This is a genomic window from Tautonia sp. JC769 (assembly GCF_040717455.1).
GTDB lineage: Bacteria > Planctomycetota > Planctomycetia > Isosphaerales > Isosphaeraceae > Tautonia.
In genome coordinates, this window is sequence record NZ_JBFEFH010000011.1 from 88,747 (window position 1) to 103,910 (window position 15,164).

The window sequence follows — 15,164 nt, forward strand, 5'->3', positions numbered from 1 at the left end:
AAGGACGTCAACGGGTATTCTATCCCACCGATCGGGATCGGGGAAGCGAACGCGGGATCGCGATGAGATCGGGCCGGGCGTGCCGAGATCGGGCGATCGGCGTGATGGAACGCGTCGCGGTGAAGCGGATGAGTCCAACGGGTTGGCACGAACTCGGCGCACGAGACGTTTCAGGGGCGGAGAGGCGGGTTGACCTCGATCACTGCTCGCCTTCACCCGACTTTCGGCGACCCTCTTCCCGGTTCGTGCGCAAGGCGGGGGCGAGGGTTGGAATCGCTCTGTCTCCCTTTCCCCGCGTTCGGGGAGAGGACCGGGGTGAGGGGGGCCCGTCCGGATCACAAGCCTGGGCGTCCTCGCCGACCGCCCCCTCACCCGGCCTTCGGCCACCCTCGCCCTCGCGAGCGGGGGCGAGGGTTGAACCTGGCTCCTGCACCTGGTCGGGGATGTTTTCGTCTCCCCCTCGGCGGCCGGGGGGAGACGAGCAACGGCGGCGACAACCGGATCAGCGAGGGGGGCGGATGTTCATGCCGCCGTGCTGGTTGGGGGGCAGGAGCTTCTCGCGGCAGAGGGCTTCCTCGTCGCTGAGGCGGCGTTCGGTGGAGACGAGGTCGGGGATGTCGAGGCCGGCCGAGGAGCCGAGGGCGAGGGCCTGGGCGCGGAGGTCGATGCCGTCGCGGTTGCGGAGGCCGTCGAGCCAGCGGCCGGGGAGGGCGTCGAGGCCGTAGTGGGCCCCGGCCAGGGCGCCGAGGATGGCTCCGGCCGAGTCGGCGTCGCCGCCCAGGTTGACGACGTCGATCAGGGCCTCTTCGAGCGATTCGGTGGTGAGCAGCAGGTAGAAGCAGGTGGGGATGCAGGCCGGGGGGAAGCCCATCGTCGGCCGCTTGCAGACCGGGCGGGCGCCGTGGGCGTTGGCCTCCTCGACGAGGGCGGCGAGGGCCTCGGGCCGGGGAAGGTCGAGGAGGGACTCGACGTTGGCGATGGCCCGGGAGAGGCTGCGGCCGTGCTCGTCGATCGAGTCGACGGCGTGGCCGAATTGCTCGGCGATCCGGGTCTCGGCGGCGGCCACGTCGCCCGCGACGCGGAACAAAAGGCTGGCGGACCGGGGCTCGAGGGCCAGGAGGCGGCGGACGGCCGCGGCGACGGCGAAGGCGCCCGAGAGGCTGCGGATGTCGCGGTGGGTCATCAGGCTGGCGGTCATGACGGCGTCGAAGAGGCCGTCGGGGTCGTCGAGGAAGGCGACGGCGGCCGGGGCGATCCGCATGGCGGCGCCGATGCCGGCGGAGTCCTGCCCGCACTCGAGCGGGGGTCGGCCGCGGTCGAGCTGCTCGAGGACCAGCCGGAAGCTGCGGCCGACGCCCCGGTGGGCCCCGGCGTAGCCGTTGCGGGGGTTGGCCAGGTCGAGGTAGAGGGCGGCCAGGTAGTCGGCGTCGACCGCCCCCCGCGCGAGGAGGGATTCGGTCAGGGCGAGGGCCTGCTGGGTGTCGTCGGTGTAGAGGCCGGGGAGCCGCCAGCGGAAGGGCTTGCGTTTCCAGGCCCGGGCGCCATCGACGTAATCGACGACCGTGCCGTAGTGGGCGCGAATCTGCTGGGGGCTGAGCCCCTCGAGCGGTGCCCCCAGGGCGTCGCCGACGGCCAGGCCGAGCAAGGATCCTCGCGCCCGGTCCAGAAGGGTCGACAGCGGCATACGAATCGGCTCCTTGCGATCCCCCGACGGCGGGCGGCCGGGGTTCGAATCGGCTTGGGGGTCAACGGGTTGGCCCGAAGCGACCGGAACGTGGGGGGGCGGGTCGTCCTGGGAGTCGGTCGGGGTCGCCCCGTGATGGTCACTTCGGCGCGATGGACGGCCCGGATTCGAGCCGTGACGGCCTCGCGGATCAGACATGACATGCCTCGCGATCGCGGCCCTCGCCTCGTGGCGTGTACCCTTCCATCGGCCTGCGCCCTCGGCGACGGTGAGCCCCGGATCCGAGGAAGCGGATCGAGGTCCAATCGCGTTGTCGCGACCGATCGGATCCGACTGGTCCGGGCAATCCGGGCGTCCCAAACCGTTGTCGAACGAACCACACCACGGACGGTCTCCCTTCCCTCTGGGCCTGCCCGGGCGGATGGAGGCCCGGGCGGGTCCTGAACGTTTCGATCACTGACTCGGTCCAGGACGAGGGCCGGATCGAGAGCGGCCCCCGACTGGTCTGTGATTGACGACGCGATGCCCCGAGGCCGGCTAGCCCGTCAGGGACCAGGGGGCCCGGTAGGGTCGGGAGAGCATGGCGGCGGCCTCGTCGTCGTCGGCGATCGTCTCGCGGGCCGGATCCCAGGAGATCGGCCGGCCGAGCCGGGCGGCGATGTTGCCCAGGTGGCAGACGGTCGCCGATCGGTGGCCGATCTCGACGTCGCAGATCGGCCGGTTGCGGTCCTTGATGCAGGCGATCCAGTTCTCGAAGTGGTTGCGGCTGACCTCCAGGCGGGTCGCGTCGGCGCCCGAAGGCTCGTCGAGGATCTCCTTCGGGTCGGCTTCCAGCTTGCCGCGGGCCACGAAGAGCGAGCCGTCGGACCCCTCGAAGCGGATGCCGTTCGGGTCGCCGAGCCCCTGGCGGCAGCGGACCTGCAGGCCGTCGTCGTAGGTGTAGACGACCTCGCTGGTGGTCGGGACCTCGTACCAGGATTCGGGGTGATAGGAGACGGAGACGGGGTCGACCCGGCTCGGGCCGGACTCGTCGCGCCCGAGGGCCCACTGGACGATGTCGAGGTGGTGGGCGCCCCAGTTGGTCATCTGGCCGCCGGAGTAGGGCCAGAAGAAGCGGAAGTTGTAGTGGACCTGCTTCGGGTTGAACGGGCGGAACGGCGCGGGGCCGAGCCAGGTGTCGTAGTCGAGCTCGGCCGGGGGCTCGGCGTCGGGCACGGGGGGGCCTTCGAAATTGACCCCGGGGAGGCCGACGACGACCCGGCGGAGGGTGCCGAGCCGGCCGTTGCGGATGGCCTCGGCCGCGCGGCGGAACTCGCCGCTGGAGCGTTGCTGGCTGCCGGTCTGGACGACGCGGTCGTGCGTCCGGGCGGCCGAGGCCATGGCGCGGCCCTCGGCGACGGTCAGCGACAGGGGCTTCTCGCAGTAGACGTCCTTGCCGGCCTTGCAGGCGTCGACGGTCGGCAGGGCGTGCCAGTGGTCGGGGGTGGTGATCAGGACGGCGTCGATGTCGGGCCGGTCGAGCAATTCTCGATAATCGGAGGCAGTGGGCACGGGCGATCCGGCCCGCTCGGCGACCAGGCCCAGGGCCTTCGCGAGGACCCCGGAATCGACGTCGCAGAGGGCGGCGACCTCGGCATCGTCACGGCCGAGGATCGCCTTCAGGTTGTTCGAGCCCTGGTTGCGGACGCCGATGAACCCGACCCGGACCCGTTCCGAGGCGCCGAAGGCCCGGGCGGGGACGACGGTCGGGAAGGCCGAGGCGAGGCCGAGGCCGGCGAGGCCCCCCAGGAATTGGCGACGATTCGGAGCGAAGTGTTCGGTGTTTTTCATCTCAGGTCGTCTCCAACAGAGCGGAAGCCTCGCAACGGACCCGGGGCGCGGACAGGACGCCTCGGGAGATCGGCGCCGGAGCCCGATCGACCGACCATCGCTTGGGCATGTCGCACCGGGTGGGGCCGGCGCTTCGGGTCAAACATCGCCAGAAGTCGTCTCAAGGGCATCACATGAACGGAAAGGGGCCTGGTCACGGGAGGATCGCTCGAACATGGGCAGAAACGGCGAAGGGCAAGGGTCGGGCGATCGTCGACGCGGCCTGCGAGGGTCGGGGATCCCCGACGGGACGATCGGGCCGGGCTCCCTCCGGGTGCGGGAGCCGCGGCGACGGTCGGCCGCGGGTGCGGGAGCAGGATGCGTCGTCAGCGGCGGCGGTCGGCAGTTCGGCCGGGTCGGGTGCCCGGGCCCGTTCGATGCGGTTTCGAGTTCGGTTTCGGCACGAGTCGGGTCACGTCAATCGTCGAGGGGCACGAGCCAGATGTTGCGGAACTGGACCGGATCGGAATGGTCCTGGAGGTGGAGCGGCCCCGGGGTGCTCGGGTCGCCGCCGAGGCCGGACCGGGTGTTGTCGACGGGAATCGGGACATGGTCGTGGATCAGGACGCCGTTGTGGTGGACGGTCATCCGGGCGGGTTCGACCTTCTGGCCGTCTCGGAAGACCGGGGCGTGGAATTCGATGTCGTAGCTCTGCCAGATGGTCGGGGCCTTGCAGGCGTTGACCCGGGGGGCGGCGACCTCGTAGATCGCGCCGCAGTCGTTGGATTGGGGCTGGGCGAGGCCGTAGCTGTCGAGGATTTGCACCTCGTATCGGCCCTGGTTGTACACGCCGCTGTTGCCGCGGGCCTGGCCGGCGAGCTCGGGCTGGTAGGGGACGCGGAACTCGACGTGCAGGCGATAATGGCCGTCGAAGGTGCGTCGGGTCTTGAGGCCGAAGTCGCCGCCGCGGGCCGGGGCCTGCATGGCGTCCCCTCCGACCAGCGTCCAGGCGGGCGGCTGCCCGTCGATCTGGACCCATTCGTCGAGGTTCGAGCCGTCGAAGAGGATGATGGCCCCCTCGGGAGGGGGGACCGACTCGACGTGCTGGAGGTCCTCGGGTCGGGCGATCTCGAGATCGCCGAGGCCACCGAACTGGGCGAATCCCGGCGTCGAAAGCGCCAGGAAGACGGCCAGGGATCCCATCCCGATCGTCGACCGCATGGTCTGGGGCTCCACGGAGTCGTCGGAAGCGATTCCGGCCGATCAGACCCCGGAGGAATGATGGCCGGCGTTCGGGATCATGGTGTCGGCAGAGGTCGGCGGCGTCAAGCGGCTGGTCGGCCGGAAGGCCGGCCTCGTGCCTCAACCCGTTGGTTCGACGCCGCTTCGGGCTCGGGAGAGATTTCGCGGCCCGGGCCCCGGATCGGGCCGAAGGCGGTGGGGTCAAACTCGCTCGAATTCTTTCATTCGTCTATCGGATTCCCGGCGTGCGTTCTGCGGCTCGGCCGCGGTCCGGGGGCACGGTGCCGGCGAGGTCGGTATGATGGAGGCCGAGGGCCGTCCGGGTCGACGAGGTCGTGCCGGCCGGCCGGGCCGAGGGAACCAACCCCGCAGGAAGCCGTTCGCGATCCGCGAGTTGCGAGGCGAACGGCCCAGGCAGGAGGACGCAGCGACCATGGCGCGACGCGACCCGAACGGAGCGACCCCCGATCCCCAGGGCCCGGGCACCGGGCGAGGGGCTCCCTTGCAGGATCTGGACTCCCTCCGCCGCCGGCACGCCCGGCAGCGGTCGCGGGCCCATCGGCAGCCGACCGAGGACGAGGAGCTGCTGAACCACCCGAGGCCCGAGGCCCCCGCCCCGCTGGCCCCGGAGCAAGGGCAGTTCACGCACACCGACCCCTGGCGCGTGCTCCGGATCCAGGGGGAGTTCGTCATGGGCTTCAACGCCCTGGCCGAGGTGGGGGCGGCGGTCGCGGTCTTCGGCTCGGCCCGGATCAAGGAGGACCACCCCTGGTACGAGGCGGCCCGGTCGCTCGGCCGGAAGCTGGCCGAGACGGGCTTCGCCGTCATCACCGGCGGCGGCCCCGGCCTGATGGAGGCGGCCAACCGGGGGGCCTCCGAGGCCGACGGGCTGTCGATCGGGTGCAACATCGAGTTGCCATTCGAACAGATGTGCAATCCTTACTCGAACCTCTCGATCAACTTCCGGTACTTCTTCGTCCGCAAGACGATGTTCGTGAAGTACACCGAGGGGTTCGTGATCTTCCCCGGCGGGTTCGGCACGCTCGACGAGCTGTTCGAGGCGTTGACCCTGGTGCAGACGACGAAGATCAACCGATTCCCGATCATCCTGTACGACTCGAACTACTGGCGGGGCATGCTCGACTGGATCGAGCAGACGATGCTGCCGGCCGGGATGATCTCGCCCGAGGACCTGAACCTGCTGGTCGTGACCGACTCGCTCGACGAGGTCTGCGAGACGCTCGTCGATTGCTACAACAAACGCTGCGGCGAGAGCAGCAAGCGGTCGGAAGGGGCCAGGCTCGGCGCCGACCCGTCGGACTCGGAGGCGGCGGATCGGGCCCCGGGCAAGGCCGACGGCCAGTGATGCCGCATGGCCCGGATGACGTTCCTCGACCCCCGTCGTCGGGTGCCCCGGGTTCGGCCCCGGACGCATGCCTCGTGCGGGATTTGCGGCACCCGACGGTCGCCGGCTGAGGCGATCTGGGATGACGAGGACAGGACGAGACGGCTCGGTCTCGGGGCCTTCCCGGCGGGCGCCGAGGCCGGCCGGGCCCGCGATCAGCCGGCGACCCGGCCGGGGCGTCGGAGGTGGTCGCGGGGCGAGCCGGGGAGGATCGGGACGTGGGGGACGGGGATCGCGGTCGGCGACGACCGGATCTCGTCGATGAGTCCCAGGAGGCGATCGCGGAAGACGTCGGGCGCGAGGGCCTCGGCCTTGCGGCGGGCGAGCGAGGGGTCGTGCGGCCGGCCTGCGGCCTCGAACCCTTCGATGGCCCGGCAGAGGGCCTCGGGCCCAGGTTCGTCGAAGAGCCAGCCGACGCGGGGGTCGACCGTCTCGGCCACGCCGCCGCGGTTCAGGGCGATGACCGGGGCTCCGCAGGCGAGGGCCTCGGCCGGGACGATGCCGAAATCCTCCTCGCCGGGGAAGAGCAAGGCGCGGCAGCGCCGGTAGTGGTCTCGGATGACCTCATCGGATTGCCAGCCGAGGAAGCGGACGGAAGGCCCGGCCTGTTTCTCCAGGCGGGCCCGCTCGGGGCCGGAGCCGATGACCACCAGGGGGCGGCCCGAGGCCGAGCAGGCGGCGACGGCGTGATCGAGCTTCTTGTACGGCACGAGGGCCGAGACGCAGAGATACGGGCCGTCGCGCCGGGCGGCCGGGTCGGGCGTGTAGAAGTCGGTATCGACGGGGGGGGGGATGACGCGGCTGTCTCTCCCGTAGCAGCGGGCGATCCGCCGGCGGACGGTCTCGGAGATGGCCACGAACTGCGAGACGCCCCGGGCGGTTGCCCGGTCCCAGGCGCGGAGGCGGTCGAGCGCCGCGCCGGCCATGGCCTTGCGCACCGGCTTGCCGCTCCAGCCGTCGAGGTAGGCGGCGCGGCCGTCCCAGGCGTAGCGCATGGGGGTGAAGCAGTAGCAGAGGTGCGGCACGCCGGGGGGGACGCGGACGGCCTTGGCCACGCAGTGGCTCAGGCTGATGACCACGTCGACCGACTCGGGCCGCCACGACCGCGCGGCCAGGGGCATGAGCGGGAGCAGGTGGCGGTAGTGCCGCAGGACGCCCGGGATCCGCTGCAAGGGGGACGTGCGGATGCTCATCGACTCGATCGCCGGGCTCATCCGGCCGCGGTCGTGGATGAGCGTGTACAGGGGGGCGTCGGGGAAGGCCCGGCAGAGGATCTCCAGGCACTTCTCGCCGCCCCTCATGCCGGTCAGCCAGTCGTGGACGAGGGCGGCGCGGACGTCCGGATCGGGCGATGGCCGCCCGGGCGTCGAGGCTCTGGGGGGAACGTGCGGGCCCGCGTCCATGCCGGCCTCTCCTTCGCAAGCGATGCGGTGTCTTCTTAAGGTCATTCGGCGCGCGGATCCCTGCGCGGCTTCCCGGGTGTTCGAGCGGGATTCGAGGTGGGGAACGTAGCCGAGGCGGCCGGATCACGCAAGGCGGACCGGGCCGGAAACCCATCGAAGGGATTCCGGGTTGGCGTGGTCGGTTTCTCGGCTCGCAAAGAGTGGAGTCCTGGCCGAGGACCCCTCACCCCGGCCCTCTCCCCGCCCGCGGGGAGAGGGTGCGGCAGATTGAATTGATCAATCGAGAACGCGGGGGAGAGGATGGTGGGGGGCAGCAGCGTCATCGGACCGAGCGAGCGAGGCTCGCAAGTGGCTCAACGCACGCCGACGAGTTCGACCTCGAAGGTCAGCTCGGAGTTGGGGGGGATCTTCGGCGGGGAACCGCGATCGCCATAACCGAGCTGGGCGGGGATGATCAGGCGGCGGCGCTCGCCGACCCGCATGCCGGGGATCCCCTCGATCCACCCCTGGATCAGGCTGCCCGGGTTGAGGGGGAAGGTGGTGGGCTGGCCCCCCATGTTCGAGTCGAACTCGGTGCCATTGGCGAGCGAGCCCCGGTAGAAGACGGTGACGGACTTGCCCACCTCGGCCCTCGGGCCTTCGGGGTCGCCGGCCTTGAGGGTGGTGTAGCGGAGGCCGTTCTCCAGCTCGACTTCCTGGCCGACCTCGGTCGGCTCGCGGACGATCTGGGGCAGGTCGCCGGGCGCGGGGACCGACGAGGCGACGGTCGACTCGCGAGACGGCGGCGTCTCGCCGAGGGCGCGGGCCTTGTACTGCTCGTCGTCGAAATTGACCGCCAGGGGGTCGCCCCCGACTCCCGCGGGGGTCATCGGAACCATCGGGGGCGGCTGGCCACAACCGGCCGGGGCGACCGTCGCCGCGGCGATGGCCCACAGCGACCATCGTCGAAGGGGTGTCGTCATGATTCTCCGTTGCTCCCGTTGCGCCAAGGTTGGGGGGAAAGGAAGAATGATCCCCGATCCGGTCCGGTTGCCCGGACGACGGTCCATTCTACCGCCGGTGCGGCCCCGATGCGCCGGGTCGGTCGGTCGGGAAGGCGATGACCTCGGTCGGTGTGCCGATGACCTGGGCCGGATCGGGCAGGATCCGCAGGCAGGAAATGGCGATGCGGCCGCCGAAGCAGGTCTCGACGTCGGCCCCGGGCACGCGAGGCCGGCCGTGGTAGTCGCCATTATAGGTCGCCTCGTCCCCGTCGACGGCGAAGCCGAGCGGCAAGGGGGAGGGGTCGATCGGGCAGAAGGCGAGCTCGGGGTCGGGCCCGTCGGGCCCCGGATGCGGGAGGTTCACGTTCCAGAGGGTCCCGGGGATCCACGGGCGGTCCATGAGGATTTCGAGCACCCGCCTGGTCCAGGAGGCGGCGCGGTGCCAGTCGAGGGGCCGATCGCGCCGGATGTAGTGCGAGACGGCGATGGCCGGGAAGCCGTGCAGGACGGCCTCACGCGCCGCGGCGACCGTGCCCGAGTGGTGGACGTCGGCCCCGAGGTTGCCGCCCCGGTTGATCCCGGCCAGCACCCAGGCGGGCCCCGGCGCCAGGTGGTGCAGGGCCAGGCGGACGCAATCGGCCGGGGTGCCGCCGACGGCGACCCGGTTCGGGCCCCGCCGCTCGACGCGGATCGGCTCTCCCCCGGCGGTGACGGCGTGGCCCTTGCTCGACCAGGGGTCGGCCGGGGCCACCACCCGGACCTCGCCGATCGGCTCGGCGGCGATGCGGAGGGCGTCGAGCCCGGGGGCGTCGATCCCGTCGTCGTTGGTCAGGACCAGGTGGGCGGGCGGCACGCGTCGATCGGCGGTCGTGGCGGGGTCCATGGGGGGGCGATCCGTGGGAATGTGGGCGGGATTCGTTGCGATTGATGTCGGGGTTTCCTGCGGGGACCGGCCAATTTTCCGGGAATCGCGCAGAAGATGAAAACCTTCGGCCTCCGGACCGTTGACTTTCCCGAGCCGACCTGTTAACTTACCAAACACAACGCACGGGGGATTAGCTCAGTTGGGAGAGCGCTTGCATGGCATGCAAGAGGTCAGGGGTTCAAGTCCCCTATCCTCCACTCGAATCACGTTCATCCATCGCCGGACTTCTTGCTCCGGCGTTTTTGGGTTAAGGCCCAAAGGCCATTCGGCCGCTGTGTTCGAGAGAACCGAATCGCTCGGTGACATCTCGCTCAGGATGGTAGGGTCGCTTGCTTCGCTTCAGGGACGGCCCGGACTCTTTGTACTCTGAGATTGCTCACTTCGGTGGAGGCCGGGTTTCATGGCAGGCCAGAAGAAGGCCGATTCCCCCGTCCGTATTATCGGCAGTCGGGAATTGCACCAGAATCTGCCGACCATTCTCAACGAACTTCAGCATCCCGACGTTCGCTACGTCTTGACGGTCCACGGGCGGCCCCGAGCCGTGTTGGTCGGTGCTGAACCGTTCTTGCAAATGCTCGGCGATCGTTCCCACCCGAGCGAGACGCTCGTCGGCCTGCAGCTCAGCGCCCTGCTGGGCAACGAGGTCGGCGCGATCGCGCTCGAAGATCTGCAGAAGGTCATCGACGAGTCGGGGCCGAGCAGCAACAACCATCATCCGAAGAAACCCTGAGTCGAAACGGCTCAAGGCAGGCAGATGGTGGATTTGATGGGGTCGGGAGGACGTGCGAGCGCATCCTGATCACGCCAGGCTCGCCGGCAATGTCTGACCGGAGACTGCCGGGCGAGCGGTCGCGTGCGCTTCGATTGCAACAGCGTCCGCGGAATAACCGTTGCCCTTATGCTGTCGCCGCCCTGGGCGAGGCTGCACGGGGCTCGGCACGCTCCTGCCCTGGCGTCCAGGACCATGAGGGCGAGCAGATCGCTCTTGCAGGAACGGGGAATCGGCACCCGGTTCCAGTCCTCGCTTCCTGATCTGCCCTGCCGCGCTTTGCCAGTCGAGACGGGAGACCTGCTTACGTTTCCGGAGCAACACAAAACCGATTCTGAAGAACGATATTTTTTCAAGTAAAAAACTTGACTCCCCCCCCCCCCCCCCCGCTTATTAGACTCCTGATGAACCCGAAGAAGGCGAGTTGGCGTCTCGCATGATTCGCGGGATTTCATTGGCTTTCATGGTGGTTCGGTTCGAACACCGTCATCAACGGATTGATGGGTCCACTTCGACTCGCCTCCGTTCCCGTGCCATTCGTGCTTGCCGAGCAGAGGCGAGGTTGCGAACGTTGCGGAGAATCAGGTCATGGCAGCCATCACGTTGCGGTCAAGAATGTTCCTCTGCTCAGCCGCGTTGCTTGCGTTGGTATGTTTCTCGGCAGCCTCTTCGAACGTTGACGAGCCATGCCGCACGCTGCCAAGCGAGGACATGGTCGGCATTTTCGGTGGTAGTGTCGAACAAAATCGGACATGCAAATTCGTGGACGAATGCCAGATTGACGAAAACGACAGCTGCGAGGAGCGATACTCTACGGCTTCTTCTTGCCAACGTGACTCTAACACGGGGAAGGAACCCGTGCCAGGCGCGGGAACTGAAGATTGCACCAATCCCAGCACCACTTCGGATTGTCAGGTGACGCCGAATGACGACTGTGGGGTGATCTACACCTGCAAATGGAATCCAGAGACGGACAAGTGTGAGAATAACTTGGAAATCGATTGGGTTCGCGCGCCGGAAGCGTGTGAGAACGTGAGAAAGACTGACCCGACTCCCGGCCCTGGTGTTTTCTAAGGTCCGAGCGGTTCTTATTTCAATGAGACCTCGTTCACCGGATTTCGCCCGGCTTCCTCCCGTCGGAACCCGTCTCGATGTCGCACCCGATGATTCTCAGAGGCGTCGTGCTCCTGGCCCCCTGGCTCGGACTCTCGGGTCTGGCCCGGGGCGAGGGGCGCGAGCCGAGTCCGATCGAGGACGAGCTGTATCAGTTGATCATGGCGGCGCAGGTCCTCAACCTGGAGTCCCCCGATTATCAAGAGGGGAGGCTCGACTTTGACATCGAATACCAGCCGCCTCCCGCACCGCACAATCTGAACCCGCAGCCCGTCCGCGCGAGGGGCAAGACGATCTGGAAAGGAGAGACATCTCTCTGGGTCTACCGGGCCCAGGCTCCTGATGAACGGAACGTCTTCGGGTCCCCCCTGGTGGAGGCGTTGGAATCGGCTCCGACTCAGTATTTCCTCTTCGACAGGAAGCAGACATACGCTTACAACCATAAGACGAACACACTTCATCGTTCCAGGCGAGTCAGCGAATATCATTCGCTCCATGTCCTCAACGTGAACCCCCATGACCTCTGGTTCAGATGTCGTTCGCCGGTCCCGAGTTCCGGGCGAAGCTGGGCCGAGATGATTGCGCGAGGAGGCCCCGTCATCGGCCCGGGAGACCGCGTCTCGATCGCTCGTGAGGGCGGCCACATTCGTCATACACGAGAGATTGCCGATGGGGGCACGTCGACCATAACCTTCTCCTTGCAATGGGATGGCAATGTCGTTCATTCCCGCTATTCCGGAGCGAACCGGGACGAGAGGGACGTCGAACGCTCCTACGAATGGGGTCGTGATGAGGACGGCCTCTGCATCCTCAAGCGGTACGAGTTCAAGGAATTCGAGCCGGGAAGCGACACGAAGCTCCACCAATCGCTCTCGATCACGCTGGATTCGGTGGATTTGCGGCGACCGGTTTCCGCGGGGGACGTCTCACCTCGATCCTTGATCGCGATGCTCCCCCGAGACGTTTTCATCAATGACAGGATTGCGGGGAAACGCTATTTCCCCAACCCCGGGGTGAAGCCCCCTCGGATCGAATTCGATCGGCTCGCCGAGATCGTCGCCGGCGAGGGCTTTCTCGTGAAGGATTGAACCGATGGCACCCACGGTGTGCGCGGTCGCGTTGACGCTCCTGGCGCAGGTTTCCTCCTCTGAGAATCCTCGTCCCGAGGACGTCTACTGCGGGAGCTACAGCCTGATGGTCGCGCTGGGTGCCCTGGGAATCGGTCCGGGATCGTTCGAGGAACTGGAGCAGCAGCTCGGGGAGCCGGGCCCGGACGGCTATTCCATGCTCGAACTCGACGAGGTTGCCCGGTCGTATGGGGCCAGGACGATGGCCGTGGAGACGAGCCTCGAGAATCTCGACTGGCGTCCCGAGCGCTTCGTCTGCCTGACCGTGATCAACGATCACCACTATGTCTTGCTCTACAAGGTTGAGGGTGGCAAGGTCTTCCTCTGCGATGCCCCCTCGACGTACGACCTGCCGATCGACACGTTCGAATCGATCTGGAGCCGCAAGGCGTTGCTCCTCGGTCCGGAGGAGTTCTTGCCGGAGGAGTCGATTGCGGCGAGGCGGGCCTGGCACGCCCGGGTCCGGGCGGCGCTGATCTTCCTGGGAGTCGCCCTGCCGGCGTTCGTCGTCATCCGGTTCGGTCGTTCCCTGGCTCGCCGGAGGTCCGCGGCCGTCGCGATCCTCCTGGCCGGTTCGTGCGGAGCGGGGTGTTCCCCCGAGTCGGTGACCGCTCCCGACGAGCGACCGACCCCGGGGACTCGGTCACCTTCCCTGGTGGTGGAACCGGAGTTCCAGGACCTCGGCCGCATCGTGCTGATGCAACCGAACCAGAGCGTCGAGGCGAGCGTGACGCTCCGCAATCGCGGCGAGGAACCGGTGACGATCGACACGTTGATCCCCAGTTGCGAATGCAGCGATGTCCGGGTGGATTCGAAGACGATCGAACCGGGCGGCCAATCGAGGCTCACCGTCACGATTCAGTTGGTGAACGGCGATAACGACGGCGGGACCCGGGTGGTGATTCACAGTAGCGATCCCGTTCAACCGGTGTCTCAAGCGACCTTCCACTGGGAAGCACGCAACGCTCTGCGCGCGGATCGTCGTTCGCTGGATCTGCGTCGCATTCGTCCCGGCGGTCGCCAGGAACTGGAGATCCCCGTCTTCCTCGAACACCACGGCCTGTGTGCCGCCTGTCGGATCGAGGCCAGTTCCGACCTGCCCGAGATGGATTGCCGCGTTGAATCGCTGGTCTCGCCCTCCTCGGCGGAACACACCCGGGACGATTTCCCGGGTGATGCTCGAATCGGCAGCGTCCAGGTGAGCGTGGCCGCCGGCGAGGAGCAGGGACATCGCAAGGGATTGCTTTCCGTGGCACTCACCTGCGGGAATGAGGAGCGGGCGATCTTGCAGGTGCCGACGACCTGGCGGGTCGAATCGGGGGTCGCCGCGCGTCCGGAACGCCTGTTCATCGGGCGTCGGGAGACGGGCGAGTCCGTGACGCGTTCCTTCCTCGTCAGTTCAAGCGAGGGGCTCGAATTCTCGATCCTTGGTGTCCGATCCGAGGAGGAGGGACTCCTCAAGTCCGTTCGATTCGATGCGTTCCCGGCATTGACGCATTCGGTCGAGGTGACGCTCGCCCCGCCGCTCGTCGAGGACGTCTGGACGTCGGTCCTGGTGATCGAGACCGATTTCGAGGAGGCTCCCCTGCTCAGGTTGCCGGTTGCGGGCGTCTCGATTGGTGCCGGCAATTCTGAGTGACATGAGACGTCTGATCCCGGCATTATGAGGTCACGTGATGGTTCCCCATGCGATCCGCCAGCGCTCGGCCTTCACGCTGATCGAGATTCTGGTCGTGCTGGCGGTGATCGGCCTGCTGGTCACGCTCATCATCCCCGCTGTGCAACGTGCCCGGGAGTCGGCCAGGAGGGCGCAGTGCATGAACAATCTGAAGCAGATCGGCGTGGCGATGGCGAACCACGAGTCCCAGATCGGGGCGTTCCCGTCGGGGGCGATGCCAAATCCGGGGGGGGAAACCGTCAGTTCAAGGACCCTCTCGGCCCAGTTGCAGCTCTTGCCGTATCTGGAGCAGGAGGCGCTCTATCAGAGCCTGAACCTGGAACTTCTGCAAAGGCCCTCGGAGGGCTTCATGAATGAGACGGCCGTGCAAACGGTCGTGGGTGTCTTCCTCTGCCCGTCGGACCCCTCGGGAGCGTCGCCGGGCAACAGTTATCGGGCCTGCGTCGGGGCGACGCTTCACGATGTGGAGAGCGAGGGGAGGCCGGGGGGCGGGGTCTTCTCGCTGATTCGAGCGAAACGGGTCTCGGAGATCAGCGACGGCCTGAGCCAAACGGCCGGCTTCAGCGAGCGGCTCCGGGGATCGGGCCGCGACCATCGCTTCGATTCGAGGCGAGACTTCTGGTACTCGGGGATTGCCAATTCAGGAAGGCAACCGACGCTCGATGGCGGGAGGGACGCCTGCTCGGTCCTTCGATCGGCACCGCCGGAGCACTGGCCCCTCAACGGCCGGTGGTGGAGCGATGGTCGGTTTGCAGACACGCTGTACAACCATGTGGCCCCGCCGAACTGGTTGCATCCCGATTGCAGCATGACGAGGCCGTTCGGCATTCCCGGTGACATGGCGACCGGGGTGATGTCGGCCCGGAGTCCGCATCCGGGAGGCGTCCACGTGCTGTTCATGGATGGCAGCACCCGTTTCGTCCGGGACGGGGTCGATCCGGCCCTCTGGAGAGCAATGGCCACCCGAGCCGGGGGTGAGTCGATCGTGGAACGTCCGTGATCGCCCCCAGGATTCCTCGAATCGAG

General features: G+C 67.9%; 11 protein-coding genes and 1 tRNA gene. 6 read left to right on the plus strand and 6 right to left on the minus strand.

Annotated features, from left to right (window positions below):
* Positions 1-502: 502 nt before the first annotated feature.
* From AB1L88_RS13115 to AB1L88_RS13125, 3 genes are all read right to left on the minus strand, one after another.
* Positions 503-1,684, minus strand: coding sequence for an ADP-ribosylglycohydrolase family protein (locus tag AB1L88_RS13115; RefSeq protein WP_367097119.1), 1,182 nt, complete (start codon positions 1,682-1,684; stop codon positions 503-505).
* 537 nt (positions 1,685-2,221) lie between these two features.
* The gene (locus tag AB1L88_RS13120; protein ID WP_367097120.1) at positions 2,222-3,514 is read right to left on the minus strand and encodes a Gfo/Idh/MocA family oxidoreductase; all 1,293 of its coding nucleotides are present in this window, start codon (positions 3,512-3,514) and stop codon (positions 2,222-2,224) included.
* A gap of 456 nt (positions 3,515-3,970) precedes the next feature.
* Positions 3,971-4,714: a DUF1080 domain-containing protein gene (locus AB1L88_RS13125; RefSeq protein ID WP_367097121.1), complete on the minus strand. Its 744-nt coding sequence runs from the start codon at positions 4,712-4,714 to the stop codon at positions 3,971-3,973.
* A gap of 454 nt (positions 4,715-5,168) precedes the next feature.
* On the opposite strand from AB1L88_RS13125, the gene AB1L88_RS13130 reads away from it, so the two are divergent.
* On the plus strand, positions 5,169-6,101 hold the full coding sequence (locus tag AB1L88_RS13130) for a TIGR00730 family Rossman fold protein (protein ID WP_367097122.1): 933 nt from the start codon (positions 5,169-5,171) through the stop codon (positions 6,099-6,101).
* 194 nt (positions 6,102-6,295) lie between these two features.
* On the opposite strand, the gene AB1L88_RS13135 is transcribed toward AB1L88_RS13130, so the two are convergent.
* The 3 genes from AB1L88_RS13135 to surE form a co-directional block, all read right to left on the minus strand.
* Positions 6,296-7,543: a glycosyltransferase gene (locus AB1L88_RS13135; protein WP_367097123.1), complete on the minus strand. Its 1,248-nt coding sequence runs from the start codon at positions 7,541-7,543 to the stop codon at positions 6,296-6,298.
* Between the two features lie 353 nt (positions 7,544-7,896).
* Positions 7,897-8,505: an FKBP-type peptidyl-prolyl cis-trans isomerase gene (locus AB1L88_RS13140; protein WP_367097124.1), complete on the minus strand. Its 609-nt coding sequence runs from the start codon at positions 8,503-8,505 to the stop codon at positions 7,897-7,899.
* A gap of 88 nt (positions 8,506-8,593) precedes the next feature.
* Complete coding sequence (surE, locus tag AB1L88_RS13145; RefSeq protein ID WP_367097125.1) at positions 8,594-9,409, minus strand: 5'/3'-nucleotidase SurE; 816 nt, start codon at positions 9,407-9,409, stop codon at positions 8,594-8,596.
* Positions 9,410-9,575: 166 nt separating this feature from the next.
* Between surE and AB1L88_RS13150 the strand changes: the two genes are divergently transcribed.
* From AB1L88_RS13150 to AB1L88_RS13170, 5 genes are all read left to right on the plus strand, one after another.
* Positions 9,576-9,648: transfer RNA gene (locus AB1L88_RS13150), tRNA-Ala, on the plus strand.
* A gap of 203 nt (positions 9,649-9,851) precedes the next feature.
* A complete protein-coding gene (locus tag AB1L88_RS13155) occupies positions 9,852-10,181 on the plus strand; it encodes a type II toxin-antitoxin system prevent-host-death family antitoxin (protein ID WP_367097126.1) in 330 nt (109 codons plus the stop codon).
* Between the two features lie 1,202 nt (positions 10,182-11,383).
* The gene (locus AB1L88_RS13160) at positions 11,384-12,421 is read left to right on the plus strand and encodes a hypothetical protein (RefSeq protein ID WP_367097127.1); all 1,038 of its coding nucleotides are present in this window, start codon (positions 11,384-11,386) and stop codon (positions 12,419-12,421) included.
* 4 nt (positions 12,422-12,425) lie between these two features.
* Entirely contained in the window at positions 12,426-14,099 is a 1,674-nt protein-coding gene (locus tag AB1L88_RS13165; RefSeq protein ID WP_367097128.1) for a cysteine peptidase family C39 domain-containing protein, read from the plus strand.
* A 37-nt stretch (positions 14,100-14,136) separates the two neighbouring features.
* On the plus strand, positions 14,137-15,138 hold the full coding sequence (locus tag AB1L88_RS13170) for a DUF1559 domain-containing protein (RefSeq protein ID WP_367097129.1): 1,002 nt from the start codon (positions 14,137-14,139) through the stop codon (positions 15,136-15,138).
* Positions 15,139-15,164 lie beyond the last annotated feature (26 nt).

What these genes read in the sequence shown, in the direction of transcription:
- AB1L88_RS13115 (WP_367097119.1), bottom strand. Translation starts at nt 1,684, where the DNA reads ATGCCGCTGTCGACCCTTCTGGACCGGGCGCGAGGATCCTTGCTCGGC.
- AB1L88_RS13120 (WP_367097120.1), bottom strand. Translation starts at nt 3,514, where the DNA reads ATGAAAAACACCGAACACTTCGCTCCGAATCGTCGCCAATTCCTGGGG.
- AB1L88_RS13125 (WP_367097121.1), bottom strand. Translation starts at nt 4,714, where the DNA reads ATGCGGTCGACGATCGGGATGGGATCCCTGGCCGTCTTCCTGGCGCTT.
- AB1L88_RS13130 (WP_367097122.1), top strand. Translation starts at nt 5,169, where the DNA reads ATGGCGCGACGCGACCCGAACGGAGCGACCCCCGATCCCCAGGGCCCG.
- AB1L88_RS13135 (WP_367097123.1), bottom strand. Translation starts at nt 7,543, where the DNA reads ATGGACGCGGGCCCGCACGTTCCCCCCAGAGCCTCGACGCCCGGGCGG.
- AB1L88_RS13140 (WP_367097124.1), bottom strand. Translation starts at nt 8,505, where the DNA reads ATGACGACACCCCTTCGACGATGGTCGCTGTGGGCCATCGCCGCGGCG.
- surE (WP_367097125.1), bottom strand. Translation starts at nt 9,409, where the DNA reads ATGGACCCCGCCACGACCGCCGATCGACGCGTGCCGCCCGCCCACCTG.
- AB1L88_RS13155 (WP_367097126.1), top strand. Translation starts at nt 9,852, where the DNA reads ATGGCAGGCCAGAAGAAGGCCGATTCCCCCGTCCGTATTATCGGCAGT.
- AB1L88_RS13160 (WP_367097127.1), top strand. Translation starts at nt 11,384, where the DNA reads ATGATTCTCAGAGGCGTCGTGCTCCTGGCCCCCTGGCTCGGACTCTCG.
- AB1L88_RS13165 (WP_367097128.1), top strand. Translation starts at nt 12,426, where the DNA reads ATGGCACCCACGGTGTGCGCGGTCGCGTTGACGCTCCTGGCGCAGGTT.
- AB1L88_RS13170 (WP_367097129.1), top strand. Translation starts at nt 14,137, where the DNA reads ATGGTTCCCCATGCGATCCGCCAGCGCTCGGCCTTCACGCTGATCGAG.